We start from the raw sequence: 26,999 nt of genomic DNA on the forward strand, positions 1-26,999 counted from the left end.
CTAGACCTCCTTGCCTTCCATTGCCATAGGCGCACCTGCCGGCACGGCGGCCGATTCGTCCTCGACGCCGAGCACGTCGTCCTCGTAGCCCTTGAGCTTGCGCGTGAAGTTGATGCGCCGCACGAGCACGCCTCCGCCGTAGATCACCGTGACGATGATGCCCAGGATGAGGTAGTAGTGCACCCAGCAGTTCACCCGGTCGTAGCCCGCGAGCGGGTTGTCGTCGTCGGCGATCGTCTCTTCCTGCAGGCCGGCGAGCGGCGTGACCGCGTCCTCCAGAGCCTGGACGATGGGATCCAGGAACGGTATGCCCGGATCATCCCCGGGTTCCGTGCCGAGAGGAGGCTCAGGCGTCGTGGGCGGCGGTGTCACTGGGACGGTCGCTGCCGTGACGGTGAGCGTGCCGGGCACGAACACGAGCGTGTAGTTGGATGTGCGGAAGTCCCCGTTATCGACCAGGGCAAGGCCGCCCTGGTTAATGGCGTAGGAGCCCACGTCCTCGCCTGCGACGCGCTGCAGCCCGCCCGCGAAGCGGGCGGTCTCGCCGTTCACGGCACCGGCGAAGGTGTACGTCAGCTCAGGATCATCCGTGCCGGCAACCTTCGTCTGGTTGTTCGCCGTGACGGTGATGGTAGCGGGGCTGACAGTCAGCGTGCCGGGGACAACCTGAATACTCGTGTAGCTCTCAGTCACATCAACACCCTCAGCGTTGCGAATTACATAATCCGTGACAGTAGCACTGCTGCTGCCGACGTTGGTCTGAGCCCCTTCGTACACGATTCCATCGACATAGTCACCCGTTGCCAAACCAACAGGCGTGACGACGTTCGGTTCAAGCGGGGTACCGTCGTAGATCTTGGTCAAGTCGCCCACCACAATAGCCGCTTCGCCAAGCGGGGTGATAACGAACGTGCCCGGCTTTGTCTCAACCGTGTAGTTCGGGTTGTCGAAGGCCACGTTGTTCACCGTGATCTCATAGGTGCCAGTAGTCTCTCCGGCCTCGCGCGTAACTTCATACGTGCCGGTAAACTCGTCAGCGCCCTTAAGCCCGGTTACGTTGGCGGTCAGCTCGGGATCGTCCTGACCATAAACCTTACCGTTATCGTCAGCCTTGATAGTCAGAGCAACCGGGTCGACCTTCATCCAGCCGTCGGTGACGTTGAACACGACGTTGGTGAAGTTCTTGTTGTTGTTGACGAACTGGTCGGCGGCCAGGCCCATGTCGGTGGTGCCCACCTCGGTGCGCGTCGCGGTGGCGTCGCCGCCGAAGGTGAAGTCGGCCTCGGTGTAGAGGCTGCCCTCGGGGATGGACACGTCGTAGCCGCTCACGGTGTGGGCGGTGCCGTCGTAGACCTTGGTGTCGGTGTGGCCGGTGACGGTCACGACGACCTCGGCGTCGGTCGGGTCGACCTTCATCCAGCCGTCGGTGACGTTGAACACGACGTTGGTGAAGTTCTTGTTGTTGTTGACGAACTGGTCGGCGGCCAGGCCCATGTCGGTGGTGCCCACCTCGGTGCGCGTCGCGGTGGCGTCGCCGCCGAAGGTGAAGTCGGCCTCGGTGTAGAGGCTGCCCTCGGGGATGGACACGTCGTAGCCGCTCACGGTGTGGGCGGTGCCGTCGTAGACCTTGGTGTCGGTGTGGCCGGTGACGGTCACGACGACCTCGGCCGGCTTTATAGATAGCTTGCCGTCGCTTTGCGTAATCTTGTACTCGCCAGAAACATCCTCGCCATTACGGGTAATGGTGAGGTTCGTTATCTTATTGGCAACATCGTTCTCGACTACATTAGTAATAGAGCCTTCGACGTCGGCACTGAGTACGTCACCGTTTTCGAAGGTATAGGTACCCTCGGCACCTATTGAAATCGGCTGTCCACCATTAATAGTGAGCTTGAAAGAGTCCTGAGAATGTGCTGCGCCATCGTAATTCCAGGAGTTAGAATCCGCCTCAACGGTGATGGCAGTCTTTTTCTTCCATACGCCATGGAGGTCGTTCGCTCCCAAGCCGTCGACGCGAACAGCCGTGCCAACCGCATATTCGGCTTCGGTCGCACTTGCATCCGTGCTCCAGCCGAGGAAGACGTAATCGTCGGAGCTGTTGAAGCCGCAGTCAGCCAGACCGAGCAGCGTATGCTCGGCGTTGTTGGCGAGACCGCCAATCTCATTAAGTGCCGAACCGCTCATGCCTTCAGGGTAATTAGCATGATAGGACAAGGAAACCGTGTCCTGCACAGCACCCCACTGGGCGGTGAGCACCATGTTCCCCGTTACCTTGACCTGATCTCCCGGGCGATAGACGGTGCCATCGGAGGCTGCCCAGCCGAGGAAAACGGGCTTGTCGGCAGGGGCGGTCAAACCGCTGCTGTCTAGTATCTTGGCATAGGAATCTTGCGCATAAGCCATGCTGTCCTTCGGCGGCGTGCCCGTCGCCTCGCCGGCAGCGTACGTTACGCTGAAGCTCGAGTTGCTTGTCCAGTAAGGATACAGCTCTATATCGCTAAAAATCTCCGTGCTGAAGTTGAAGGGCACCAAGGTCCCATCGGACGCCTTCGTATACCATCCGCGGAACGAAGCGTCGGCGGGGACGTCGATATCGGGCAGATCCGATTGGGAAATTGTCGCTCCGTAATCAAGCGGCATCTCCTTGGCGACGCTCGTTCCGTTAACGTCCGAATACATGGTCGCCTTTACTTCCGGAGCCGCCCACTTGGCATACACGATAGCATTGCCAGCCGGCATCGAAGTAAGCACTGCCGAGGCCTCTGTGCCATCCTCGCACGTAGGGCTGGTGTACCATCCTCCGAACTCAAAGTTTTCGGGCATCGTATCGGGCCGCGGCGGGGTGTACGAATAGCGACCAGTTAGCGACGCTTCGTATTTAACCGACTCCGTCTTGGCGATGCTATTGACATTCTGGAACGTCAGATTGTACGAGTTGCGTATGTAGTAAAGAGACAGTTGGTTGTTGGTAAATCTCTTCTCATTACCACTGAAGCCAGCTGCACTCGCCGAAAAACGCGTGAAGCCCTCGATCTCATGGTATTCCTCGTTATAGGTAGCGTAATTGAAATAGGTCTTAACATCTTTCAGGAGTTCATAGTCGTTCCCCGGACCCGTCGGCCAGCTCGTCGGCGTGGCGCTTGAATCGACCTTTTGCACATAATAATGGATCGTCTTGAGAGTGCTGCTGCTCTTACTATATAGCTTGAACGTGACATTCTGTCCCGGCATCCTGTCGAGCGTTTGCAAAGCATACTTGTAATAAGAGCCCGTATCATCCCAGGCGCGCCCGTTATAAGTCGTGTTGAACGGAGCTTTGTTGAACTCATCGGAAATTTTCGCGTTATATTTCGCTGAGATAGTTGCTACGGTTTTATTGCCGTCCTTGAATGTCAGGGTATACGTGTTACGACTGTAGTAGACGTTGACGACCGTCGAGCCGTCGCCCGCTATGGTCGTGCCGGAAAGCTCTCCCAGCGTTTTGGAACTGGCGTAAGTGAAGTAGGAGCGGTAGGACGCGTTCAGGTTGCTGGTGCTTGTTTGCGTGTTCGTAAGCGAGACGTTCGCCCCGGTCGTCCCGCTCGCCGTTGCAGTTTTTTCGAACGTGTAGTTCGAATCGTCGGAGTTCTCGATCCAGTATACTAGTGTGTACTTCGTGTTGGCGTTCGCGGTCCACTTGGCATACGCCGTGGCGTTCGACGTCAGGGCAGAGCCAAAGTTGAACGTTTTGGTGCAACGCTCGTCGCTGTACCAACCGTCAAACCTGTAGCCGTTGCGCGTCGGATTGGCAGGAGCAATCGTGGAGCTCTCCGCTCCGTAGAACGCAGGATTGACATAGGTTCCCCCGTTGCTCTCGAAGGTGAGCCAATGGCCGTTCTCTATAATAGGATACAGAGTGATATCTTCACCATCGAGCGCAACGGTATCGCCAACGGGATTGCCGGGATCGGTCATGTACCAACCGGTAATCGACTGCTCTGCGCCAACCGGGAACGTGACGTCCGTCGTGGAAACAGACATACCGTCTGCGCTTTGCTTCGTGGCAACCACAACGGGATTGCTGGCATCGTCGTTCATGAAATACACGTAGCGAGCCTTTACGTACTTGCCATACACATCGTACGTCTGCGTCTCGGCGACGGTTTGCGCGCCGAAAGAGGCGAAGCGCTCGCCCCACTCTTCACCGTTCTTGAAGTACCATCCGGCAAAGTACTCGCCATCGCCTGCCGCCTGAACTTCAGGCTCAAGCAGCGTATCGCCGTTTTTGACAATTTGAGTGTTAAGCAGCGTGCCGTCGGCATCATAGAAATTGTAGGTAGCCAATTTGGGAGTGCCCTCTTCGGTTACCACATAGATGGAAAAGTGATCGACGTTGAAGCTCTGCACGTCGGTGTCGGCTTGGAGGGTCGCCACGGCTTCCACACTGGCGGCATCGTCGGCCACATGGTACACGCCGATCTCGCTGGGGTTCAGATTCGTATTGAAGAAGCTCACGTTCACCGCGGCGCTCGGCTGGATGACGTTGCCTTCGGGGCCGATCAGCGTCACGTCGATGGCCACGGCGTTTTCGAGCTGCCTGCCCTGCGCCTCTACGGCATCGGCCACCGCATCGACGACTTGCTGGTTCACGATCTCCACAGCCTGAACCGTCGTGCCTTCGGGCAGCACGTTCTCGTCGGCTGTAACCTTCACAACGATGTCGCCCACCTGAGCCCAACCCTGATACGCGGGGCTGGTAAGCGCAGGATCGGCTTCGACAGCTTCTTCTTCGACGGCGGGCTCTTCAGTTTCGGACCCGTCGGCCTCTTCTCCTTCCCCAGCTTCGATCTCGGTGCCGGAGGTTATAGGAGTGGCAGTGGGATCCTCGGGCGTGGCGGATTCGGTTTCCACGGCCTTGGCTTCCACTTTGACGGTGAGGTTGCTGGTTACGAGATCGGCAGGAACCTTGTACTCGCCGGTCTGCTCGTTGGGGGCCAGCTCGGTTTCGACGCCGCCCACGACGGCCTTCACCTTGTCGACCTCGAAGCCCGTGTCGGCGTGGGCGGTGAACGCCAGCTCCTTGTTCAGGGGCGCGCTGAAGGACGCCAGGGGCGCCGTGAGCTCCTGCCCCAGGTACTTGATGTACGCATGCGCGAAGTCCAGGCCGACCACGGCCACGCCGGGCTCGGCGGTGGGCAGGTCGGTCGAAGGCGCGGGCGCCTCGTTCTGGACGGGCGCGTTGTTCTGCGCGGGCGCCTCGGGTGCGGACGGCGTCTCGACCGGCGCGGTCGGCGCGGTCGGCGCGGGCTCGCCCGTTTGGGTGGATTCGGCAGTTCCGTTGTCAGCGGCGCCGTTCGTCGCGTCAGCGGTCTGCGTGGCAGGGGCGTCGGATGACGGATCCTCCTCGGACGCGCTCGCAAATGACGAGAGGTTGCTCAGGGAGAACGCCATGACCACGGCCATGAATACGGCCAGCGCCTTGCCCTCGAACGTGTTTTTCGCGTCGCTCAGTTTCTCTAACATGCTCATACGTATCACCGAATCCTTTTGGGTGCGCCTATACGGCGACGCCCGCCCTCTTGGGGGTCGCTTGCAATTGATTCGCTCATACGTTGTCTGGCATGCCGGCGTACGTTCGTGACGTGGTAGATTGAGCCCTGCAAAAAGCACGGCATAATCCAACTGATATTTTAACATGCTCGCAGTCGCATTTCGAATGGCCGGGGGTTGATCAACCAACTATTTTACCTTGTTTTTACCTTCGTTTCCATAAGCGCTGGCAGACAGGCCGCAATCATGAAGGCCATGTCAAGATCGCTTTTTCCCTCATCTAAAAGTTGAAGATAAATCGGTTTGTCGTCGCTCTGCCCGCCGGCGTTCGTGCCGGAAAAGCATTCGTTCGTTACGCCTCCGATTTCCCCGCTCGCTTTCGCAGGAGACGGGGAAGCCCCCTCGAACGCAGCCTTCGACCCCCGTTCGGAAAACGCGGGAAGGAAACCTCCCGCCGGGACGGCGCAAGAAGCCCCCTCCCCCCGCTTCGAACGACACGGGGAAGAACCTGCCCCGCCCCGCTCGGGACGACATTGTGGACGTGCGAAACGTGCGAAGGGACATGGTTTTGGACACGCTATAATGAACGAAAGCCGGCGGCCCGCCCACGCGGCGGCGCCTCGACAGAACCCGACAGAAGGACCGTCCGTGGAACGCTTCGGCGCACGCAGAGCCCGTCTGGCGACGGCCGCGCGCCGCGCCTCTGCCGTCGCGCTCGCTGCCGTGCTGGCCTTTGCGCTGACCGGGATCGCAGGGTGCGGCGGGTCGGGCGGCGGCACGGCATCCGGCGACACCGGCGCCTCCGCGAGCGGCTCCACGAGCGGCCCCGCCTTCGAGCGACCGTCCTTGGCCACGTCTCCCTTCAACGCCGACGCCGCGACAGCGGACCACGACAGCCTGATAGACGTCTCGAACGCGTCGCTCGGCTACGTGTCGGCCTCGGCCCAGAACGCCAGCCGCCTGAAACTCCTGATCACCAAGGACGGCGAGCAGCGCAACTACGACCTGCCCGGCGACGGCACGCCCATCGCCGCCCCCCTCACTTTCGGCGACGGCACCTACGACGTGCAGGTCATGCAGAACACGAGCGGCAACAGCTACGTGCCCATCAACAGCGTATCCATCGACGTGGCCCTCGACAGCGAGTTCGAGCCGTTCCTGCGCCCCAACGTCTACTGCGACTACGACGCGAACAGCGTCTGCGTGGCGAAGGCCAACGAGCTTTCCGCCGACGCGCAGAACGAAGGCGACGTGTTGCGCAACATATACACGTGGATCTCCCAGAACATAACCTACGACACCGCAAAAGCCGAGCGGCTGGCCGACGCGACGGGCTATGTGCCCAGCCCGGACGCCACTATGGCCGAGGGTTCCGGCATCTGTTTCGACTACGTGAGCCTGGGTGCCGCCATGCTGCGCAGTCAAGGAATTCCCACGAAGATCATCACCGGATACGTTTCCCCAGATAATATTTACCATGCGTGGAATTTAGTATATCTTGATGGGAGCTGGAAAAGCGTCCAGGTAAGCGTCGAGGCGAACACGTGGACGCGCATCGACCTGACGTTCGCCGCCGCCGGAGCCTCGGAGAAGTACGTGGGCGACGCGAAGGAATACACCGATCGGTACACGTATTAAGTGCGGATCGAATACGATATGACGAAAGCGCTAAAACGGACAAGGAGCGAATGAGAATGGCCACTACCGTGCTCGAGAGCAGCGCCGTAAGCGCGTTCTGCGAAAGCGTCGCCATCATGCTGGCCGCCGGCATCCAAACCGACGAAGCGGTGAGCCTGCTGGGCGACAACATGGAGGACGGCGCGTTCAAGCGGGCCTGCGACGCCGTGTACACACGGCTCATCGGCGGCGAACGGCTGGCGAGCGCCCTCGAGGGCTCGGGCTGCTTCCCGCGCCACATGGTAGACATGGTGGGCGTGGGCGAGGTGTCGGGCCGCTTGGAGCCGACGCTGCGCACGCTGGCCGTGTACTACGACGAGGAGGGCCGCCTGTTCGCGAAGATGCGCTCGAGCATCGTCTACCCCGCCGCCCTGCTGTGCGTCATGTCGGTTATCCTGGCCTTCACCGTGGCCGTGATCCTGCCCGTGTTCGTGAACGTGTACGAGAGCCTGTCGGGCAACCTGGCGGCCGGATCGTTCAGCACGGTGGGCGTGTCCATCGGCATCGGCTGGGTGGCGCTTGCCATCACACTCGTGTGCACGGTCGTCGTCCTCGTCATGGCCATGGCCATGCGCAGCGAGGGAGGGCGCCGAGGCATGATGAGGCTGGCCGAGAAGCTGCCGCTCACGCGCAACACCATGTACCAGCTGGCCCTGAGCCGCTTCACGTCGGCGCTGGCCACCTACGTGGCCTCGGGCATCGACACCGACACGGCCATGAAGGAGGCCGTGTCCATGGTGGACCATCGCACCCTCAAAGGGCAGCTCGAAGGGGCGCGCGAGGCCATGCTCGACCTGTCGGCCCCGAAGAGCCTGGCGCAGGCCGTGTCCGACAGCGGCGTGTTCGAGCCGGTGTACGCGCGCATGCTCACCATCGGCGCGCGCTCCGGCAGCGTGGAAGACGTGCTGGGGCGGCTGTCGCTCACGTTCTTCGACGACGCCATCGTGAAGATGGACCGCCTGGTGGACGGCGTGGAGCCCGCGCTGGCCGCGTTCCTCACCGTGGCCGTGGGAGCCACGCTCGTGTCGGTCATGCTGCCGCTCATCGGCATCATGGGATCGATAGGCTAGGGCGGAGCGCATGTATCACGAGCGTTCGACAGAGCAGCGTAAGCGGAGAAACGGCACGAAGATCGTCGTGTTCGTGCTGGCGATCGTGCTCGTCGTGGGCGGATGGTTCGCGGCGGGGGCCGTCAACCAGAACCTGCGCGAGCAGGGCGCCGTCTCCGTGCGCAACGCCATCTTGGACAGCGCGAAGCAGTGCTGCGCCATAGAAGGCTCCTACCCCTCCTCGCTCGAGCATCTGGAAGACGAATACGGCCTGCGGGTGAACCGCAGCGACTACGTTATCACCTACGAGGTGTTCGCCGAGAACATCATGCCGAGCGTCGTGGTGGTGCCGCGATGACGGGCGAGCGCCCTTTCGGGCAGGACGAGGATTCCGTTATGGAAGCTTTGACGAGCAGAGGGGTTGCCCAGCGTTCCGAAAACGGCCACAGCTTCGGCCGGCTGTTCACGGCGCTGCTGTTCGCCCTGTTCATCGTGGCGCTGCTCATAGCCATCACGGCGGGCACGGGGCTGTACCGCGCGCTTGTCGACGTGCGCGAGCAGGCCGACGCGTCGCGGCTGGCCACGGGCCTCATCGCGAACAGCGTGCGCGCGGCCGACGCCGTGGACGCGGTGGGCGCGGGACAAGGGCCCGAGGGCCTCTCGCTCGTGCTGACCGAGCGCCTGGACAACGGCACGTTCGAAACGCGCATCTACGCCTACCAGGGCTCCATCGTGGAAGAGTACGCGCTGGCCGACGCGGCCTACACGCCGGAGAAGGCCTCCCCCATCGTCGAATCGCAGCGCTTCGCGTTCTCGTACGAGAACGGGCTGCTCACCGTGGAGACGGACGACGGCAGCGTGCAGGTGGCTCTGCGCAGCGTGAGGGGAGGTGCCTAGCATGGCGAGGAAGCGCACGGAAACCCTGCTCGCAGCCCGCAGAGGCACCGACACCACCTGGCACGGCACGGCGTTCGTCGTGGAGGCGCTCGTGCTGCTGGCGTTCTTGGCCTTCGCGCTCGCGGTGTTCATGCAGCTGTTCGGCGTGTCGCACGCCCGCGGCGCGGAGGAGCGCCAGCTGACGCAAGCCGTGCTGCTGGCGTCGAACGCGGCGGAAGAGTTCGCCGCGACGCCGCAGGCGGGATCGACGAGCGCCGCGTTCGACGTCGAGGGCAACGCGCTGGACGCGGCGGCTGACGGCGAGGGCGCCTACGTCGTGTCGAGCGAGGTGACGCCCGAGCGTACGGAGGGCGGCATGATGTACCGCGCGAACATCGTGGTGACCTGCGACGGAGAAACCGTCTACCAGCTGGAGTCGGCCCGCTACGTGAGCAACGGGTCCGCGACGGCCGGCGAGGTCGGCAGCGGAGCCGGGGGCGCGGCGGCGGCTTCATCGGCTGGCGCTGCGGCCAAAGGAGGCGATGCCGCATGAGCACGCGCGGTCGAGGATCGGTGCGCATCGGCCCCATCAGCCTGTTCACCCTCGTCATCATCTTGTGCCTGGCCGTCATGGCCGTGCTCTCGGTGACGACGGCGCAGGCCGTGTACGCGGCCGCCGAGCGGCAGGCGGACTTCACCGCCGACACCTACGCCAACGAGCGGGCGGCCCAGGAGTTCACGGCCGACGTGGACGCGGCGCTCGCGGCCGTGCGCGCGTCGGGCGGCGGCTTGAACGCGGCGCTCGCGGCCGTCGACAAGGTGCTGCCGGCGAACGCGGAGCGCGACGGAGCGACGGTGCGGGCGGAATTCACTGCCGACAGCGGGCGCACGCTCGCCGTCGAGCTGGACATACAGGCCAACGCGACGTATGCGGTTAAGGCTTGGAAGGCAACGACGCTGTGGACGGAGAACGGCGCAGGTGAAACGCTGTGGTCGGGCGCTGCGCAGACACGATAGGAGCAACGAGATGAAACTTGAAGAGCTGCTGCGGGAGATGGTCGATGCGAAGGCGTCCGACATCTTCATCATTGCGGGCCTGCCCTTGGCCTACGAAGTGAGCGGGCGGCAGATCCGCCTGGACTCGGCGCCGCTCATGCCCGACGACACCGAGACGTTCGTGCGCGCCATCTACGAGGTGAGCGGCCGAGACATGCAGCATTTCGTTGGCAACGGCAACCACGACGACGACTTCTCGTTCGCCATCTCGGGCATCGGGCGCTTCCGCGCGAACGTGTTCCGCCAGCGCGGGTCGTTCGGCGCCGTCATCCGCGTCATCCCGTTCGGCCTGCCGAACCCGACCGACTTCCACATCCCCGACGAGGTGCTACGCCTGGCCAAGCTGCAGAAAGGCCTGGTGCTGGTCACGGGCCCGGCGGGCGCGGGCAAGTCCACCACGCTGGCCTGCATCATCGACAAGCTGAACCACGAGCGGGCGGGGCACATCATCACCATGGAGGACCCCATCGAGTACGTGCACCGGCACGGCAGCTGCATCGTCACGCAGCGCGAGGTGCCCACCGACATCGCCACGTACGGCGAGGCGCTGCGCTCGGCCATGCGCGAGAGCCCCGACGTGATCCTGTTGGGCGAGATGCGCGACTACGAGACCATCGGCACGGCCGTCACCGCCGCCGAGATGGCCCAGCTGCTGTTCTCCACCCTGCACACCACGGGCGCCGCAGGCACGGTCGATCGCATCATCGACGCCTTCCCCGCCTCGCAGCAGCGCCAGATCCGCATGCAGCTGTCCATGGTGCTGGAGGCCATCGTGTCCCAGCAGCTCGTGCCCACGGTGGACGGCGGCGTGGTGCCCGCCTTCGAGATCATGGTCACGAACACGGCTATTCGCAACCTCATCCGCGAGGAGAAGACGCACCAGATAGACAGCGTGCTGGCCGCCGGCGGCGCCGAGGGCATGCGCACGATGGACCAAAGCCTGTTCGAACTGGTGAAGAGCGGACGCGTGGACAAGGAGATGGCGCTGCAGTACAGCATCCACCAGGAGGCGCTGAAGAAGCGCTTCGAGGCGGAAGGGCTGTAAGGAGCGCGGAGGAACCGGGCACGGCCGTCTCCGCAGGGGCGGGCTGCCGCCCGCCCCTGCGCGAGCGGCTTGCGAAGATCGAAGCAATGCGGCGAGCGCACGATGCGCTCGCCGCATTGCTTTTCCTGTCGGGAACCATGTGCGCCGGACGGGCGGCAGCCCGCCCCCTACGGAAATGTCCCAATTGGGGACTGTCCCCAATTGGGACATTCAGTACACGTTGTGGACGACCTCGGCGGAGCCCTGGAGGTTCGCCACTTCGAAGGACGTGCCGTCGTCCAGAACGACGGTGCCGTCGAAGCGGCCGAACACCTGGTGCTGGTCGGTGCGCACGACGACGGCGTTGATGCAGTCCTCGCGGTCGAGCAGCGGCGTGAACACGAGGTCGAGGCGGCCCTCGTCGTCGGTGACGTGCCACGGCGCCAGCAGGTCGTAGCGGTCGGCCACGCTGCGCGCCTCGGATGCGGCCGGCTTCTCGGGAACGCCGAAGTCCACGCGGTGCAGCTTGTGCGCCACGCCGTCCACGAACGCCATGTTCTCGGAGGCGGCCGACGTGTCGCCGAAGCCGTAGCCCAGGTTCAACCCGAAGCGGTGCGAGCCCGGCTGCGAGCCGCCGCGCCCGTCCTGCCAGCCCTGTGCCACGCCCCAGTACCACGTGTTGTCGCGCGTCCACACGCCGCGGCCCCAATCGAGCAGGCCGAACGAATCGTCGGGGGCGAACCCGTGCACGAGCAGCCCCTTCTTGAAGCTGCCGCGGGCGGGCATGGCCACGATCTTCTGGTTGTAGTAGAACGCGAGCGGGTCCTCCGCCCACGGCGTGGCGATGACCATGGTGTCCTGCGGCTCGTCGGAGAGCACGGCGTCGAACACGAGGTCGTCGTTGCCATCGAAGTTCGCGAACTGCGCGTGCAGGCGGCGCTCGCCGTCGGCCGCCTCGAAGCGCAGCGCCACGCGACCGTTCTCGAACTTCGAAACGCCCTCCTTCGATGTGGAAGGAAGGCGGAAGCGGCCGAGCGGAAACGGCGTGATGACGCTCGTGGTCTTGTAGGCCGCCTGCTCGAAGTCGACGACCGACGCGGATACGAGGCCCAGGTAGCCCAGGTCGCCCAGCGTGAGCGCCACGGCGTAGGCCCCGTCGTTCACCAGGTAGTAGTCCCACTCCTTGATGCGCCAGCGCGGCGCCTTGATGCGGGCGCGGTCGTAGGACAGCTCCAGCTGCGTGGCCCAGCCGCATGCGGCGAGCGCGCCGTCCAACCGATGCAGCGGCCCCGGACCTTCGAGTCGGTTCTCGTTCACGACTGACCCCCTTTGCTCGCGTGGAACATGCGAGCCATGCGCTTGCGCAGGCTCGTGGAAGCGGCTTGCTTGCCGCTCGGCTTCGCTTTGGGCTTGGGCTTCGGCTTCGCGGCGGCTTCCTTCGACGCCTCGTCGGCCTCGCGCTCGGCCTCCTCGAGCACCTTTTCGGCCGTCCGGGGCGCGTCGGCGCGCGTGAGCGGCGCGACGGCGCGCAGCACGGCGTCGCCGGCGCGGGCGCTCGTGCGGCTGTCCGCCACCTTGAACGCGATGGAGCCCACGTAGCCGCCGTCGGTGATGGCGGAGAAGGTGAGCTTCGGTTCCTTCGTCAGCTTGGCCACCTCGCCCGCCGCCCGGGCGGCCTCGTGCTCGATGGCGGCCGCCACGTCGTTCAGGTGCTCGCCCGGCGTGACCACCACGATGGGAAGGCTCACCTGGTTCGTGGGCGGCAGGTGCGTGAGCGCCGTCTTGTTGATGATGGAGTTGGGGATGACGACCTCTTCCCCCTTGCTGTTCCTGATGGTGGTGTGGCGCCACGTGATGTCCTTCACCACGCCGGACGACGAGCCCACCTCGATGTTGTCGCCGGGCTTGACGATGCGCAGCAGGCTGACCTGCAGGCCGCCGATGAGGTTGGCGATGGTGTCCTGGAAGCCGAGCGAGATGGCGATGCCGCCGATGCCGAGCGCGGTGATGGCGGCGCTCACGTCCACGCCGTAGCAGGTGGACAGCATGACGCACACGCCCAGCACCCACACGGCGCCGCGGGCGATGTTCACGAAGATGGAGCTGGAGGGCAGGTTCTTCTCTTCGTTGAAGTGCAGCATCTTGCGCATGAAGCGGACGGTGAGGCGCGCGACGACGGCCGTGACCGCCAAGATGACGACGGCCGAGAGGGCCGTGGTCAGCCAGTCGATGCGCACGATGCCGTCGATGTAGTGCTCGAGTTGCTCCATACCGCTATCCTACCATGTTGCACGCGGGGGGCACCGCATGGCGCGCGCCCCTTTACCAAGAAGCCGGTTTTTCGGGAAAGTCCTCGTGAGTGTCCCATAAAACGATGCGCCCGGAGGTACGGGTTGCGGGAACGTCAATCAACCGTTGGTTGGACGAGCCGCGCCACGGCAGCTCGAAGGAGTGGAGCGCCTGCACGAAGGGGCCGTCAACCAGCACGTCGGTGGCGGCAAGCAGGGCCTCCGCGCCGGAGGGGTCCACCGAGGGCAGCGAGGGACGGGCGGAAGCCGCGGGCGTGTCGTGCGCTGCACAGACGGCACCGGTGGCGGCCGCGCGGTTCGCGAGCGCGGCCAGGTCCTCGTAGCGGTAGCCCGTGTACGTCCACACGTTCAAACCGAGGGCGCGCATGCGGCGCGCCAGCTCGGCGCAGGCGACGGCCTGCTCGAACGGCTCGCCGCCCGAGATGGTCACGCCCTGCGCCAGGCCGTTGGCCTCGATCTCGGCCGCCAGCTCGTCGATGCGGCGCACGGCGCCGCCGCACGCCGGCTGGCTGTCGGGGTTGTGGCAGCCGGGGCAGCCGTGCGTGCATCCCTGCACGAACACGGCGAAGCGCAGCCCCGGCCCATCGACGATGGAGTCCGGAGCCGTGCCGTACAAGCGAATGGTGTCGAGTGGGGTCACGTTCAACCTGCTACATCTGGTGCTTGACCCTGTCGGCCTCTTCGGCGCGCTTGGCGTCGTTGAAGCGGTCGAGGGTTCCCACCAGGTAGCCGGTGATGCGGCGGATGCGTTCGAAGGCCATGCCGTGCTCCTCCTCCGTGCGCCCGCACTTGGGGCACACGTCGCCGATGATGCCGTTGTAGCCACACACCGGGTCGCGGTCGACGGGGTGGTTCACGGAGCCGTAGCCGATGCCGCTCTCCTTCATGTGGCGGATGACGGCCTCGAACGCCTCGAGGTTGCCCGTGGGATCGCCGTCGAGCTCCACGTAGGAGATGTGGCCCGCGTTCGTGAGCGCGTGGTAGGGCGCCTCGATCTCGATCTTGTCGAACGCGCTGATGTCGTAGTACACCGGCACGTGGAAGCCGTTGGTGTAGTAGTCGCGGTCGGTGATGCCGGGGATGGAACCGTAGCGCTCGCGGTCCATGCGCACGAAGCGGCCCGACAGGCCCTCGGCCGGCGTGGCGATGAGGCCGTAGTTCAACCCGCGCTCCTGCGAGAGCTTGTCCAGGTAGCCGCGCATGTGGCCGATGATCTCGAGCCCCAGGTTCTGCGACGCCTGCGACTCGCCGTGGTGCTTGCCGGTGAGCGCCACGAGCGTCTCGGCCAGGCCGATGAAGCCCACGGACAGCGTGCCGTGCTTCAGCACCTCGCGCTGCTCGTCGCCGGGCGCCAGCTTCTCGGAGTCGATCCACACGCCCTGCCCCATGAGGAACGGTGCGTTGTACACCTTCTTGCGCGCCTGGATCTCAAAGCGCTCGTCCAGCTGCCCCACCACCAGGGCCAGCTTCGCGTCCAGCAGGTCGAAGAACAGGTCGAGGTCGCCCTTCGAGCGGATGGCCAGGCGCGGCAGGTTGATGGACGTGAACGACAGGTTGCCGCGGCCGGGCGCGATCTCGCGGTCGGGATCGTACACGTTGCCCATGACGCGCGTGCGGCAGCCCATGTAGGCGATCTCCGTCTCGGGCGTGCCCTTGTAGTACTGCGCGTTGAACGGCGCGTCGATGAAGCTGAAGTTGGGGAACAGGCGCTTCGCCGAGCAGTGCATGGCCAGCTTGAACAGGTCGTAGTTCGGGTCGCCGGGGTTGTAGTTCACGCCTTCCTTCACGCGGAAGATCTGCACCGGGAAGATGGGCGTCTCGCCCGAGCCCAGGCCCTCCTCGGTGGCCAGCAGCATGTTCTTCACCACCATGCGGCCCTCGGGGGACGTGTCCATACCGTAGTTGATGGAGCTGAACGGCGTCTGCGCGCCGGCGCGCGAGTGCATGGTGTTCAGGTTGTGGACGAGCGCCTCCATGCCCTGGAACGTGGTGCGGTCGGTGTCGGCGGTGGCGTTCTTGGCGGTGTAGGCCAGCGCGCGGTCGACCACGGCCACCTCGACACCTGCCTCGGCCAGCTCGGCGCGCAGGGCCGACTCGAAGCCCTCGTCCAGGGAGAGCGAGGCCCACGTGCCGGTGCGCTCCTCGACGCGCGCGAGGGCGTCCTGCGCGAAGGCGCGGGCGTCCGGCAGGTCGGTGAGCAGGTCGAGCGCCTCGGCCAGGTGCTTCTTGTACAGGCGGCGGTACGTCTTCTTCACGCCCTCGGCCAGACCGTAGTCGAAGTCGCAGATGGCCTGCCCGCCGTGCTGGTCGTTCTGGTTGCTCTGGATGGCGATGCAGGCGAGCGCCGCGTAGCTGGCGATGTCGTTGGGCTCGCGCAGCACGCCGTGGCCCGTGGAGAAGCCGCCCTTGAACAGCTTCTTCAGCTCGATCTGGCAGCACGTGGTGGTGAGCGTGTAGAAGTCCATGTCGTGGATGTGGATGTCGCCCTCGCGGTGCGCGCGGGCGAACTTCGGCTCGATGACGCACATCTCGTAGAACTGCTTGGCCGACTCCGAGCCGTACTTGAGCATGGTGCCCATGGCCGTGTCGGCGTCGATGTTGGCGTTCTCGCGCTTCATGTCGGAGTCGGACGCCTTCGAGAACGTGATGTCCTTGAGCGTTTGCATGAGGCGGCTGTTCACGTCGCGCGAGCGGCTGCGCTCGGCGCGGTAGAGGATGTAGGCCTTGGCCGTCTGCACGAAGCCGGACTCGATGAGCGTCTCCTCCACCAGGTCCTGCACGCCCTCGACCGTGGGCACGCCCTCGATGGCGCCGCTCTCCAGCTTCTCCACCACCCGCTGCGCGATGCCCTCGGCGGCCGCGCGGTCCTGCATGGCGCCGCACGCCTGGAACGCCCGCTCCACCGCCTCGGCGATCTTGCCCTCGTTGAATTCCGCCGTGCGCCCGTCGCGCTTGATGATGGTGGTGACCATGCTGCGAGTCCTCTCTGCGTGTGTCGAGTCGTTTCGTCGTAGGTTGTTTTTCGGTTGCGAGCAGTGGCTATGCTGTAGTTATACCCAAAGTTTCCACCGCTTGTTATCCCCTTTTCCACAATATGTTGTGGTGGGGACGCGTTTTAGCGTGGACATATAGTACCGAGGTGCGGCACAGAAAACAAGGGGGAGAATTGTTACAAATTAGATTCCATTCGTGATCCACGAAGGCCGTCACAGGAATTTCACAGGTTGAACGGGCGGACGGCGTAGGCCGTCCGCCCGCCGCAGGCAAGGCTATTCCACCGTGCCGTACACTTGGCCCCAGGCGTGGCCGCCTATGGACGAGTTCACTTGGTCGCACAGGCGCCGGCGCGTGTAGGAGCCGGGAGGCAGCAGCTGGACCACCTCCATGAGGTCGTCGGGCAGATCGGCCGCCTCGGCGGCTATCACCACGTCCAGGCGGCGCACCGTGTCGTCGGCGGAGGCGCCGGCGAACAGGCCGTCGACGACGTCTTGCAGCGCGCCGTAGTGCGGGCTGCGCTCGATGTTGGAACCGGTTGCGGGCATGGGCGAGCCTACCCTTCCTCGCGCGGCGCGACGACGCCGCTGCGCGCGGCGGCGAGCAGCTCGGCGAGATCGGGCTCGTCCTCCTCGACCGGCTGCTCGCCGCGGGGCGCGACGACGTCGAAGCCGTCGGTGGCCGCCGCCAGCGCGCCGGTGTAGGCCGGCGTGGCGTCGCCTGCCGCGCGCAGGAACTGCGCGCCCGCCGCGCGCAGGCGCGCGGCGGCCTCCACCATGACGTCGGGGCAGTAATAGGGGTTCTCCGGCGTGGCGGCACCCTGCCTCGGAGCGTGCTCGGCGACGCGCAGCTGCACGAGCACGGGCAGGTCGACCGCCGCGCAGACGCGCTCCACCAGCGCCGCGACCCGCTCGACCGGGGCCCCTGAGGCGAAGCCGGCCACGGAGGCGCCGAACTCGCCCATGAGCGCCGCCGCCTCTTCGATCGTCGTGCGCCCGTCGGGCATGAGACCGTCGCCGTCCACGTCGACCGATGCGAACACGGGAAGGTCGCTCGCCTGGCGCACGCCCATGAGCGCGCATTTGAGGTCGACGGGGTTCGCGAAGCCGCCGAAGAGGAACGCGTCGAACGTGCAGCCCTCGAAAGCGCGGGCGGCGCGGGCGTACTGGCTGCGGCTCTCGTTGAGCGACGCCGCGCTGGAGCCGTCGAGCGGCAGCCCGCACGGCCCCACCTCCACCAGCACGTGCTGGGGCCTGAGCTCCCGCACGGCCGCAAGAGCGGCGCGGGCCAACTCGCCCGCGTGGTCCTCCATGCCGTGGTGCGCGAGCCGCGCGGGGGCGATGCCCTCTGTGTTGGCGACGAGGCACTGCGCGCCCGCGATGGATTCGAGGCGCAGCGCGTCGCGCACGGCCTCGGGCTCGATGAGGTTCAGGTACTCCAGGTCGCGCGTCGTGTCGACGCCCTGGCGTGCGAGCACGGCGGCGATGGGGGCGGACAGCACGAGCATGTCTTTGTGGAAGCGCAGCGCTATATCTGACATGAAGGTTCCTTTCTTCGACAGGTCCATGATACCGAAAACGCCGCCGTGCGCGAAGCGAGCGCCGGGAAAACCCGTCCCTTCGACAGAAGGCCGCCGCGCGCGCCACGCCGTCTTGATCATTCGAGCCACCGGACCGTCGAAGCCCTGTGCTGCAAACGAAAAACGCAAGGGTCGCTTGGCGTCCGGTCGCCGAGGGCCGCAGTCGCAGTATCTTCGCGCCAGCCGAAATTTCCCCGGCGCGCGAGCGGCGCCCGAGCGTCCGCGAGCGGCGGCCGCACTCGACCGAAGTGCAATTCACCGACCGTGCACGGCCGCTGCACAAGACGAACACGCTTGCGCCATACGTTTTTCAACCTCGGCCCCTATAATGGATCCTGCAAGCGAAAGGCTCCCCTCCTTTCAGTTTGCACTGCTTGTACCCCTTACAAAGCAGTAGCGGTGTCCAAGAGCACCGCATCATCCCCTCCTTGTGGCCCGGTGGAGCTCCCCTCTCCCCGGGCCGATCTTTTTTCCAGCTCGGTTTAGGCATAACCCCGATTGCTTGCGGTGTTCCCCGACGCTATGATGGGGAAACGGCGTCGAAGGGAATGAGAGGGCGGCATGTACCTTAAGGACAAGGTGTCGAAGCTGCCGCTGCCCGTCGTGCCGGCCACGCTCGGCCTGCTCGTGCTGAGCGGCGTGTACGACGCGCTCGGATTCCCCCTCGTGCATTGGATCGCCGTGGCGGCGTCCACCGTCGTGGTGGCGCTCTACGCCCTCAAGATCGCCTTCCATCTGCGCAGCGTCGTGGCGGCCGAGTACGCCAACCCCATGCTGGCCGCGCTCTACCCCACCGTCCCCATGCTCGTCATGGTGCTGTGCGTGTTCTATGCGCAGCTCTTCCCTGCCGCGTGGACGGCGGCGCAGGTCGTGTTCTTCACCATGTTCGGCGTGCTGTGCGTGCACGTGGCGGTGTTCTTCGCGCGCTTCTTCCTGCGCCGATTCGAATGGAAGACGTTCATGCCCAGCTGGTACGTCACCACGAACGGCGTGATGGTGTCCACCGTCGCCGGCATGGCCTTCATGCCCGAGCCGTTGGCGGCGGGCGTCGTGGCGTGGGGCATCGCCATCTACGCGGCGGTGACGCCGTTCATGCTCTGGCGCATGAAGCGCTGCGAGGTGGCCGAGTCCACGATGCATTCGCAGGCCATCATGCTGGGTCCGTGCAGCATGTGCCTGGTGTCCTACGTCAACGCGCTCCCCGATCCGAACCTCGTGGTGATGGCGCTGCTGTTCGTCTGCGAGGCCGTGTCGCTCGTCTACGTGGTGGCGAAGCTGCCGAAGTTCTTCAGCGTGCGGTTCCACCCCGGCTACGCGGGCATGACGTTCCCCATGGCCGTGGGGTTGCTGGCCACGCACGGGTTCGCCGCGGCGCTCGAGAGCGCCGGATTCGCGGGTGCCGCATGGGCCGTCGAGCAGCTGGCCGGCGTGCAGCTCGTGCTGGCGACCACCATCGTGGCCGTGGTGAGCGCGCGCTTCCTCGGCATGCTTGCGGCCGGGCTCAAAGCCGACCGCGCGTCCGGAGCGCTCGCACCCGACCAGCTGGCGGCCTTGCGCGCGTTGAGGGCGTACCTGCGTCGCGGCGCCCGAGACGTGGCCCCCGGCTCGGGCGATTTCGTGCCCGTGGCGGCCGGCATCGCATGCGAGGCGGATTGCGACGACGCGGGCGACGGAGCGGTGGGCGCGGGCGGGCGCGTCTAGCGAGGGCGAGGCGCGTCGAGCGGGTGCCGCGGGGCCTCGCGGCGCAGCGGCGGAACGCCCCGCGCCGTCCGTCGACCGCGCCTCGACGACCCGCTTCAAAGCGAAGGCCCGCGAAAAGGCGAGCAAGTTCATACAATTGTTACATTCGCGGCCCCTAATTCACAAAACGGCCACTCCTCCGTCATATGTTTTTCAAGGTCAACTTTTATACTGTGAGACAGCAAACGAAAGGCTCCCCTCCTTTTCAGTTTGCATCTGCTTTATCCCCTTAAAAGCAGAAGTGGCGCCCAATAGGCGCCATCATCCCCTCCTTGTGGCCCGGCGGAGCTCCCCTCTCCCCGGGCCGATCCTTTTCTCGGCCCAAGCCCTTCGCGTCCGCATTTGCTTTCGCGACCGCCAACAGGTCGTCGTTACCGAATCGTCATATTCGAACCCTCCGTGTCGACAAAACGAGCACGTGCAACTCATATGTTCTTCAAGGTCAACTTTTATAATAGGTTCTGCAAGCGAAAGGCTCCCCTCCTTTTCAGCTTGCACTGCTTGTAACCCCTTGCAAAGCAGTAGCGGTGTCCAAGAACACCGCACACCCCCTCCTTGTGGCCCGGCGAGCTCCCCTCTCGCCGGGCCGATCCTTTTCTCGGCGACACGCGTGCTCCGGACGCGCGGGCATTCGCCCTCGACAACCGAAAACGACCGGGCTGCGCTTGCGCATCCCGGTCGTTTCTTCCGCCACGCTCCCGACGGGCCCGCTTGCCCGAAATCGCTAGGCCTCTTCGTCGGTCCCTTCGCCTCTGGATGCCGCGAACGCCGCGAGCGCGGCCGCGCCGGCGACTCCCGCCACGCCGGCCGCCGCTCCGAGCCAGGACTGGTCGCCCGTCTTCACGAGGGGCGTGAGGGTCTTGCCGCCCGAGCCGCTTCCGGCCGTGCCGCCGCTTCCGGCCGTGCCGCCGTTGCCGCCCGTGCCGCCGTTGCCGCCCGTGCCACCCGTGCCGCCGTCTCCGCCGTCTCCGCCGCCGTCTCCGCCGTCGCCCCCATCTCCACCATCTCCACCATCTCCACCATCGCCGCCCGAGCCGTCGTCGACGTTGCGCATGACCACATCGAACTGGGAGAGCCGCTCCACGTCGCTCAAGGTCACCGTATCGCCGTCCGCCACCGCAATCGGAAGCGTCTCGCTATCGCCCTGCGCATGGGCGACGAACACCTCCGCAAGCTCTCCCGACCAACCTGCAGCCACCGGCAGCGTTATGGTCAGCGGCTCGATAGGCTGGGCGTCCTGCCCGTCGGAAGCCTTGAGCGTCACGTCGAACGAGGCGATGAGCTTGTCGTTCTCGGCAAGCTCGGCCTTCGGGCTCGCCGAGGTGTCCACCACGACGAGCGACTGGCTGGAAGCCACGCCCGCCACCGTGACGCCCGTCGCCTCGTCGGTCACCGTGCCGGTCTCCTCGCTCGGCATGACCTTCGACGCCTCGTAGGCGGCCGCCGCCTCCTCGGCAGAGAAGCAGCGGGGGTACAGCCGGGCGAGCGCTATGCGCGTGCCGGCCTTGCAGTTGTAGGTCGCCTCGGCCTCGCCGTTGGAAGCCATGTCGGACCCCACCAGGTAGCGCGTGTGCGAGGGAACGGTCATGTTCCCCGAAGCGTTCTTGCTGTCGGCCAGCTGGCCGTTCACGTACAGGCTCACCTTGCCGCCGCCGAACGTCGCCATCACGTGCACCCACTCGTCGGCCGCGATGGAGGCGGACGGGGTAACGCGTCCGCCGCTGGCGTTGAACCAGTACTCCACCTTGCCCTTCTCTACCTCGATGCCCGCCCCGGCGCTCTGCTGGTTCGAGAACACGCACTGGTCGGCGTTCACGTCCACCATTTTGAACAGGCACTCTGCAGTGGACTGGCCGACGAAGTAATCGTAGTCGCTCAAATCGAGCAGGTAGCCGTAACCGCCGTTGCCGTCCACCTCGAGCACCGGCACGCTCGCGTCGGGGATGAGCGCGTCGTCTTCCACCAGGGAGCCGCCGTAGAGCTTTTCCTCATGCCCCCTGGCGTCGGCCACGCTGCCCGTGCGGTAATCGATGTCGAGGATGACCTCGGGGGCGGCAGGGGCCGCGGTCGTCGTGGCGACGATCGCGGGGAGCGGAGAGCTCACGCCCTTGTCGCCGTTGTCGGCAAACGAGGTCTCGGCGAACACTTCCACCTTGTACGACGTGCCGCCGGAAAGCCCCGTCACCTTGACGCTCCAGGGTTCCTTGGTGTTCTCCTTGCGCAGCGCGCCCGCCCGATAGTAGTCGGAGAACACGCGGCGCTCCAGCGGATCGCCCGTCGCCTCGCCCGAGCCGTTCACCGGCGTGAGGACGATCTTGTAGTCGTGCACCATGTCGAGGTTGCTCTGCGAGCCCGCCGCGAACGCTGGGAACGAAACGGTGAACGCCGTGCTTTCCACCCCGGACACCGTCACCTTGCCGGCCATGGGGAGCGCCGGCGCCGCATTGGACGTGCGCGTGAGCAGGTAGGCGCACGCCGCGGCGGCGCCCGATGCGGCCACCATGCCCGGAACGTCGATAACCCACGGTTCGTAGATCTGATAGGGACGTTCCTCGTTCATCAGGGGATACAGGTTGTAGCGCGCCACTTCCACGGTGTTGTCGTCCATGACGTCGAGCACGAGGCACTGCGAAGCCTCGCCGTTGTAGGCCGGATACGAGCTGCCCGCTCCCGTGGAGGGGTCGTACATGGGATGCGGCACGTTGCGCTCGTTCTCGAAGTACGCGCCGAGCGTGGAGTCTTGGATGCAGGTGAAGCCCAGGCTCTGGTCGATGGAGCGCGCGTCCTCCACCGTGGCATGGCTATGGCCGGATATGTGGATGATCTGCGGGTATTTCCGCATGAGGGCGGTCAGGTCGGTTCCGGTGCCCTGGCCGTACCGGCCGTTCCATTCCTCGGAGGTGTAAGCCGTGCCGTAGATGCTGTGATGGCACAGAAGAAGGATGGGCGACCCCGGCGTGTAGGTGGCGGAATCGGCCTCTATCGCCTCGAGCGACTGCTTGAGGAAGTCGTAGTTGGCGACGTAGTAGTTGTCCCCCGACGTGTTGGGGCCGAGCGTGATAACGGGCACGCCCTTCACCGACAGCAGCTTGTTCGCGTCTTGGAGCAGGTACTGCTTGAACCGAGCGGGAGCGTTCGCCACACCGGGGTTGTACGTCTCGTGGTTTCCCTGGCAGAACACGAAATCGCTGTCGTCCGCGCCGGACCCCAGGGCGAAGGGACCGGCGTTCACCACGCTTAGCAGCTGCTCGTACTGGGCGGTGGTGCCGTTGTCCACGATATCGCCCACCAGGCAGACCCGTTGGGGCTTCGGCGACAACTCGGAGCCCCACGCCAGCGCGTTCGCCAGTTTCGCAGGCGAGCTGTACGCGGGGATGTGAACGTCGCTGCCCACCATGAACCGGGCCTTTATCGTGCCGCTTGCCAGCGCCTGGCTTTTCGGGAGCAGGAAGGGGCCGCACAGGGCGCCCACTCCCGCCACCAGAGAAAGCTTCATGAAATCGCGGCGGGAAACGCCGGCCGGACCTCGTCCGTTCGCAGACGTTCCCGCCAACGTAAGCCGTCCGTTTCGCGGCGCCTTGCCTTTGTCGCCGTGTTCGTTATCGCCCATACCGTCGCTCTCCTTCGATGTCGTTGAACCGTTCCCGCTCTCGATGCGCCGCGCCGGACATGCGCCCCTGCGGCAACAAAACGTTTCGAGTGTACGTGGGCACGGTACGAACCCGGTCAAAGGCATGTCATGTCTCCGCAAGGTTTTGGCAACGCACCGCTGACGATTAGGTAAGATTTTTACCAGCCATGACGCCGCCGCTGCGCCGCTCCGGCGAAAAATCCGCGATCCCCTTGAAGAAAGCCCTCGCAGAGCCGTTGTTCCGCTCGCACCATCGTAGCGCGCCGCTTCGTCGCGCGGAATACGGCTCGCGGGAGGCGATGCTACAATCAGCGGCAACGAACGGCCCGTTGAATCCCGCACGAGAAGGAGCGCCTGTGAACATCGTCGTACTCGAAGGATACATGAACAACCCCGGCGACCTGAGCTGGGACGCCTTGAAGCGATACGGCACCGTGACCGTGTACGACCGAACGGCGCGCGGCGAGCTGGCCGCGCGCGTGGCCGACGCCGACGTGGCCGTGTCGAGCAAGGTGGCATGGGACGCCGAGGCGCTCTCTTGGGCGCCTCGGCTCAAGATGATCGCGCTCACGTCCACCGGCTACAACGTGGTGGACCTCGCCGCCGCGCGCGACGCCGGCGTGACCGTGTCGAACGTGCCCGCCTACTCCACGCCCGACGTGGCGCAGATGACGTTCGCGCTGCTGCTGGAGCTGCGCCTGCATGTGGGCGAGCACTCCCGGCTGGTCATGGACGGCGGCTGGACGCGCGCCAAGGACTTCTCGTTCTGGAACACGCCGCTCGTGGAGCTGGCGGGCAAGACGATGGGCATCGTGGGCATGGGCAGCATCGGGCGGGCCGTGTGCCGCATCGCCCGCGCCTTCGATATGCCGGTGGTGTTCGAGAACCGGTCGGCCAAGCCCGAGCTGGAAGGCGACGGCGTGCGACAGGTGGACCTGGACGAGCTCCTCGCCACCGCGGACGTGGTGTCGCTGCACGTGCCCGCCACGCCCGAGACGAACCATATGATGAACGCCGCGGCCTTGGCCAAGATGAAGGACGGCGCGTACCTGCTGAACACCGCACGCGGCACGCTCGTGGACGAGCAGGCCGTGGTGGACGCCCTGCGCTCGGGCAAGCTGGCCGGTTTCGGCGCCGACGTCGTGTCGGCGGAGCCCATGCGCCCCGACAACCCCCTGCTGCAGGCGAAGGGCCAGAACATCGTGGTGACGCCCCACATAGCCTGGGCCACCCACGAAGCCCGCGAACGCCTACTGGCCACCGTCGCCTCCAACGTGGGGGCGTTCGTGGACGGACGGCCGCAGAACGTGGTGGATTGATCGGGGATCCCTCTGTCATCCTGAGCGCAGCGCCGAAGGCGCGGAGTCGAAGGATCCCGTGCAGCGACAGCCGTGAGATTCCCTGCTGGCGCCGCACGGGATCCTTCGACTCGCTCACGCTCGCTCAGGATGACAGACAGGAGCTCCGCTCGCTCGGGATGACGCTTGCTTGGTGCTTTAGCCCCGCTTCCGCTCGAACAGCACGTTGTTCGTTTCCAGCCAGCTTTCCACGGTGCCGGTGTCGAAACCGTCGGCGGGATCGATGACCAGCGCGTACATCTCCTCCTCGCACAGCACGGCGTCGAGGGCGTCGGTCAGCTGGATCTCGCCCCCCACGCCGGGCTCCACGTCGGCCAGGAGCTCCATCACGCGCGCGCTCAGCAGGTAGCGGCCGAACACGGCCAGGTTCGACGGCGCGTCCTCGAGCGCCGGCTTCTCCACCAGCGCGTCCACCTTCCACACGTCGTCGGACACGGCCGCGCCCGCGATGACGCCGAAGCGGCTCACCTGGTCGTCGGGCACCGGCATGACGGCGATGACGCTGGCCCCGCCGTGGGCGTCGGACACCTCCTGCATGCGCGGCAGCATCTGGTTGTCGGGCACCAGCACGTCGCCCAGCAGCACGTAGAACGGCTCGCCGCCCGTCTTCTCGTGGGCGCAGCGCACCGCGTGGCCCAGGCCCAGCGCCTCGTCCTGGTACACGTAGCTCACGTTGTAGTCGCCCACCTGCTCCACGAGATCGGCGTACTGGCCCTTGCCGCGGGCGCGCAGGGTGGCCACGAGCTCCGGGTTCGGGCTGAAGTGGTCCTCGATGGCCTTCTTCTCGCGGCTGTTGATGATGACGACCTCGTCGGCGGCCGACGCCAGGCCCTCCTCCACCACGTACTGGATGGCCGGACGGTCCACCACCAGCAGCATTTCCTTGGGCTGCGCCTTCGTGGCGGGCAGGAAGCGCGTGCCGAGGCCGGCCGCGGGAATGAGAGCTTTCATGAAGGGTGCCTTTCTCGCAAATACCAGGGTCAAAAGCGAAGACGCCGCGATCAGGCGGCGTCTTCGGCGAATCGCTCGGGCCATTGTAGCATGAGCGGGACGGTCGGCGGAGCGGTCGTCACAAGCGCGTCACAGAACGTGCGCGGCAGGATGCGCGTCGCAAAACGCGCCGACTCGAGCGACGGCTAGGCTAGTCGCGTCGCTGCTCCTCGATGGCCTCTTCGAGCACGGCCATCTGCTTCTCCGTCTTCTTCAGGCCGCGCACGACCATGAACACGTACACGAACAGCGCCAGGAACATGAGCGCGTACGCGCCGATCACGTAAGGCGCGGCCGGCAGGATGGTGCTGTAGATCTCAACGAGAACAGGATTCATGGGATTCTCCTTCTATCGGCAACGAACGTCACATAAGTCCGGCAAGTCAGCAGCGGAACATCAGTCTTCCAGCTGTTCTTTGACGGCCTCCACACGCTCGGCGAGGCGCGTCTGGCGGAAGCGCAGGCGGTACAGGCCGAAGGCGATGAGGAAGAAGCCGAACATGGACAGCAGCAGCGGCACGAGCATGTCGGGCGAGAGGCCCGAGTCCGTGCGGAAGATCACGGGATGCACGCCCGAGGGCACGAGCCGCGTGATCATGAAGCAGATGGGCGCGTCCACGAACGCGATGATGCCGAACACGCTGGCGTAGGTGGCGCGGCGCTCCGGGTCGTCGATGGCGTTGCGCAGGATGAAGTACGCAATGACCACGAGCATGAGGATGAAGTACGTGGTCAGCCGCGGCTCCCACGTCCACCACACGCCCCACTCGAAGCGCTCCCACAGCTCGCCCGAGAACATGGTGCACAGCACGAACAGAAGCGCGATCTCCGTGGCTATCTTGCCGCACGTGTCGAACCGCTTCTCCTTCGTCATGAGGAAGCGGATGCCGTAGTACGCCGTGAAAGCCAGCGCCACGAACGACGTGATGGCCACCGGCATGTGGAAGTAGAAGATCTTCTGCGACAGCAGCAGCTTGTTCGCCACCATCTGCCCGCCTATCAGCTCCACGCCGTCCACCGCCGCGCCCAGCACGAGCGGCGCGAGCGTGAACGTGAGCACGAACCCGATGGTGGCCAGCACCGCGCCCCCGAGGAGCATCCACGGAGCCGCCGCGTCGGGCCACCCGCCCGCCTCCGGCAGCTTCAGGGCCTTCTTCGTTTTCTCGGCCATACTTCTCCTTTCACAT

The 26,999-nt window shown here is 65.3% G+C and carries 20 protein-coding genes; 9 read left to right on the top strand and 11 right to left on the bottom strand.

Annotation, left to right across the window (positions count from 1 at the left end; translation table 11 throughout):
- Nucleotides 1–5,508 carry an MBG domain-containing protein gene (locus tag C1878_RS07450; RefSeq protein ID WP_114600975.1) on the bottom strand — a complete coding sequence of 1,836 codons (5,508 nt, stop codon included), beginning with the start codon at nucleotides 5,506–5,508 and terminating at the stop codon, nucleotides 1–3.
- 669 nt (nucleotides 5,509–6,177) lie between these two features.
- Between C1878_RS07450 and C1878_RS07455 the strand changes: the two genes are divergently transcribed.
- From C1878_RS07455 to C1878_RS07485, 7 genes are read left to right on the top strand one after another with little or no spacing between them, the layout of a single operon-like run.
- Entirely contained in the window at nucleotides 6,178–7,167 is a 990-nt protein-coding gene (locus tag C1878_RS07455) for a transglutaminase family protein (protein WP_241963650.1), read from the top strand.
- A gap of 56 nt (nucleotides 7,168–7,223) precedes the next feature.
- On the top strand, nucleotides 7,224–8,276 hold the full coding sequence (locus tag C1878_RS07460) for a type II secretion system F family protein (protein WP_114600977.1): 1,053 nt from the start codon (nucleotides 7,224–7,226) through the stop codon (nucleotides 8,274–8,276).
- A gap of 10 nt (nucleotides 8,277–8,286) precedes the next feature.
- Nucleotides 8,287–8,613 carry a hypothetical protein gene (locus C1878_RS07465; RefSeq protein WP_114600978.1) on the top strand — a complete coding sequence of 109 codons (327 nt, stop codon included), beginning with the start codon at nucleotides 8,287–8,289 and terminating at the stop codon, nucleotides 8,611–8,613.
- Between the two features lie 38 nt (nucleotides 8,614–8,651).
- Nucleotides 8,652–9,152: a DUF4860 domain-containing protein gene (locus C1878_RS07470; protein ID WP_114600979.1), complete on the top strand. Its 501-nt coding sequence runs from the start codon at nucleotides 8,652–8,654 to the stop codon at nucleotides 9,150–9,152.
- Between the two features lies 1 nt (nucleotide 9,153).
- Nucleotides 9,154–9,684, top strand: coding sequence for a hypothetical protein (locus C1878_RS07475; RefSeq protein ID WP_114600980.1), 531 nt, complete (start codon nucleotides 9,154–9,156; stop codon nucleotides 9,682–9,684).
- The gene (locus C1878_RS07480; RefSeq protein ID WP_114600981.1) at nucleotides 9,681–10,148 is read left to right on the top strand and encodes a S4A5 electrogenic sodium bicarbonate cotransporter 4; all 468 of its coding nucleotides are present in this window, start codon (nucleotides 9,681–9,683) and stop codon (nucleotides 10,146–10,148) included. The genes C1878_RS07475 and C1878_RS07480 overlap by 4 nt, the downstream gene beginning before the upstream one ends.
- Nucleotides 10,149–10,158: 10 nt before the next feature.
- Nucleotides 10,159–11,232: a type IV pilus twitching motility protein PilT gene (locus C1878_RS07485; RefSeq protein ID WP_114600982.1), complete on the top strand. Its 1,074-nt coding sequence runs from the start codon at nucleotides 10,159–10,161 to the stop codon at nucleotides 11,230–11,232.
- Nucleotides 11,233–11,442: 210 nt separating this feature from the next.
- Here the strand turns inward: C1878_RS07485 and C1878_RS07490 are convergent, their stop codons facing one another.
- The 6 genes from C1878_RS07490 to C1878_RS07515 all read right to left on the bottom strand — a co-directional run bounded on the left by C1878_RS07490 (nucleotide 11,443) and on the right by C1878_RS07515 (nucleotide 18,054).
- Nucleotides 11,443–12,528, bottom strand: a complete 1,086-nt coding sequence (locus C1878_RS07490) for a DUF2804 domain-containing protein (protein WP_114600983.1) — start codon at nucleotides 12,526–12,528, stop codon at nucleotides 11,443–11,445.
- On the bottom strand, nucleotides 12,525–13,481 hold the full coding sequence (locus tag C1878_RS07495) for a mechanosensitive ion channel family protein (RefSeq protein WP_114600984.1): 957 nt from the start codon (nucleotides 13,479–13,481) through the stop codon (nucleotides 12,525–12,527). The genes C1878_RS07490 and C1878_RS07495 overlap by 4 nt, the downstream gene beginning before the upstream one ends.
- Before the next feature lie 52 nt (nucleotides 13,482–13,533).
- A complete protein-coding gene (locus C1878_RS07500) occupies nucleotides 13,534–14,160 on the bottom strand; it encodes a 4Fe-4S single cluster domain-containing protein (RefSeq protein WP_114601022.1) in 627 nt (208 codons plus the stop codon).
- 10 nt (nucleotides 14,161–14,170) lie between these two features.
- On the bottom strand, nucleotides 14,171–16,492 hold the full coding sequence (locus tag C1878_RS07505; RefSeq protein ID WP_114600985.1) for an anaerobic ribonucleoside triphosphate reductase: 2,322 nt from the start codon (nucleotides 16,490–16,492) through the stop codon (nucleotides 14,171–14,173).
- A gap of 297 nt (nucleotides 16,493–16,789) precedes the next feature.
- Entirely contained in the window at nucleotides 16,790–17,062 is a 273-nt protein-coding gene (locus C1878_RS07510) for a hypothetical protein (protein WP_114600986.1), read from the bottom strand.
- 8 nt (nucleotides 17,063–17,070) lie between these two features.
- The gene (locus C1878_RS07515) at nucleotides 17,071–18,054 is read right to left on the bottom strand and encodes a homocysteine S-methyltransferase family protein (protein WP_241963651.1); all 984 of its coding nucleotides are present in this window, start codon (nucleotides 18,052–18,054) and stop codon (nucleotides 17,071–17,073) included.
- 600 nt (nucleotides 18,055–18,654) lie between these two features.
- Between C1878_RS07515 and C1878_RS07520 the strand changes: the two genes are divergently transcribed.
- Nucleotides 18,655–19,794: a TDT family transporter gene (locus tag C1878_RS07520; protein WP_114600987.1), complete on the top strand. Its 1,140-nt coding sequence runs from the start codon at nucleotides 18,655–18,657 to the stop codon at nucleotides 19,792–19,794.
- Nucleotides 19,795–20,557: 763 nt separating this feature from the next.
- On the opposite strand, the gene C1878_RS07525 is transcribed toward C1878_RS07520, so the two are convergent.
- A complete protein-coding gene (locus C1878_RS07525) occupies nucleotides 20,558–23,443 on the bottom strand; it encodes a LamG-like jellyroll fold domain-containing protein (RefSeq protein WP_158539758.1) in 2,886 nt (961 codons plus the stop codon).
- A gap of 377 nt (nucleotides 23,444–23,820) precedes the next feature.
- Here C1878_RS07525 and C1878_RS07530 point away from each other — a divergent pair, with 377 nt between their 5' ends.
- Complete coding sequence (locus C1878_RS07530) at nucleotides 23,821–24,783, top strand: D-2-hydroxyacid dehydrogenase (RefSeq protein WP_114600989.1); 963 nt, start codon at nucleotides 23,821–23,823, stop codon at nucleotides 24,781–24,783.
- A gap of 177 nt (nucleotides 24,784–24,960) precedes the next feature.
- Here the strand turns inward: C1878_RS07530 and C1878_RS07535 are convergent, their stop codons facing one another.
- The 3 genes from C1878_RS07535 to ccsA form a co-directional block, all read right to left on the bottom strand.
- Nucleotides 24,961–25,773, bottom strand: a complete 813-nt coding sequence (locus C1878_RS07535) for a UTP--glucose-1-phosphate uridylyltransferase (protein ID WP_114600990.1) — start codon at nucleotides 25,771–25,773, stop codon at nucleotides 24,961–24,963.
- A 190-nt stretch (nucleotides 25,774–25,963) separates the two neighbouring features.
- A complete protein-coding gene (gene ccmD, locus C1878_RS07540) occupies nucleotides 25,964–26,149 on the bottom strand; it encodes a heme exporter protein CcmD (RefSeq protein WP_114600991.1) in 186 nt (61 codons plus the stop codon).
- Nucleotides 26,150–26,209: 60 nt separating this feature from the next.
- Nucleotides 26,210–26,983 (bottom strand): cytochrome c biogenesis protein, encoded by a 774-nt coding sequence (gene ccsA / locus C1878_RS07545; protein ID WP_114600992.1) that lies wholly within the window; start codon nucleotides 26,981–26,983, stop codon nucleotides 26,210–26,212.
- Nucleotides 26,984–26,999: the final 16 nt, after the last annotated feature.

Source organism: Gordonibacter sp. 28C (assembly GCF_003339845.1).
GTDB lineage: Bacteria > Actinomycetota > Coriobacteriia > Coriobacteriales > Eggerthellaceae > Gordonibacter.

What these genes read in the sequence shown, in the direction of transcription:
- C1878_RS07470 (WP_114600979.1), top strand. Translation starts at nt 8,652, where the DNA reads ATGGAAGCTTTGACGAGCAGAGGGGTTGCCCAGCGTTCCGAAAACGGC.
- C1878_RS07485 (WP_114600982.1), top strand. Translation starts at nt 10,159, where the DNA reads ATGAAACTTGAAGAGCTGCTGCGGGAGATGGTCGATGCGAAGGCGTCC.
- C1878_RS07510 (WP_114600986.1), bottom strand. Translation starts at nt 17,062, where the DNA reads ATGCCCGCAACCGGTTCCAACATCGAGCGCAGCCCGCACTACGGCGCG.
- ccmD (WP_114600991.1), bottom strand. Translation starts at nt 26,149, where the DNA reads ATGAATCCTGTTCTCGTTGAGATCTACAGCACCATCCTGCCGGCCGCG.
- ccsA (WP_114600992.1), bottom strand. Translation starts at nt 26,983, where the DNA reads ATGGCCGAGAAAACGAAGAAGGCCCTGAAGCTGCCGGAGGCGGGCGGG.
- C1878_RS07525 (WP_158539758.1), bottom strand. Translation starts at nt 23,443, where the DNA reads ATGGGCGATAACGAACACGGCGACAAAGGCAAGGCGCCGCGAAACGGA.
- C1878_RS07520 (WP_114600987.1), top strand. Translation starts at nt 18,655, where the DNA reads ATGTACCTTAAGGACAAGGTGTCGAAGCTGCCGCTGCCCGTCGTGCCG.
- C1878_RS07475 (WP_114600980.1), top strand. Translation starts at nt 9,154, where the DNA reads ATGGCGAGGAAGCGCACGGAAACCCTGCTCGCAGCCCGCAGAGGCACC.
- C1878_RS07460 (WP_114600977.1), top strand. Translation starts at nt 7,224, where the DNA reads ATGGCCACTACCGTGCTCGAGAGCAGCGCCGTAAGCGCGTTCTGCGAA.
- C1878_RS07465 (WP_114600978.1), top strand. Translation starts at nt 8,287, where the DNA reads ATGTATCACGAGCGTTCGACAGAGCAGCGTAAGCGGAGAAACGGCACG.
- C1878_RS07505 (WP_114600985.1), bottom strand. Translation starts at nt 16,492, where the DNA reads ATGGTCACCACCATCATCAAGCGCGACGGGCGCACGGCGGAATTCAAC.
- C1878_RS07515 (WP_241963651.1), bottom strand. Translation starts at nt 18,054, where the DNA reads ATGTCAGATATAGCGCTGCGCTTCCACAAAGACATGCTCGTGCTGTCC.
- C1878_RS07450 (WP_114600975.1), bottom strand. Translation starts at nt 5,508, where the DNA reads ATGAGCATGTTAGAGAAACTGAGCGACGCGAAAAACACGTTCGAGGGC.
- C1878_RS07535 (WP_114600990.1), bottom strand. Translation starts at nt 25,773, where the DNA reads ATGAAAGCTCTCATTCCCGCGGCCGGCCTCGGCACGCGCTTCCTGCCC.
- C1878_RS07480 (WP_114600981.1), top strand. Translation starts at nt 9,681, where the DNA reads ATGAGCACGCGCGGTCGAGGATCGGTGCGCATCGGCCCCATCAGCCTG.
- C1878_RS07495 (WP_114600984.1), bottom strand. Translation starts at nt 13,481, where the DNA reads ATGGAGCAACTCGAGCACTACATCGACGGCATCGTGCGCATCGACTGG.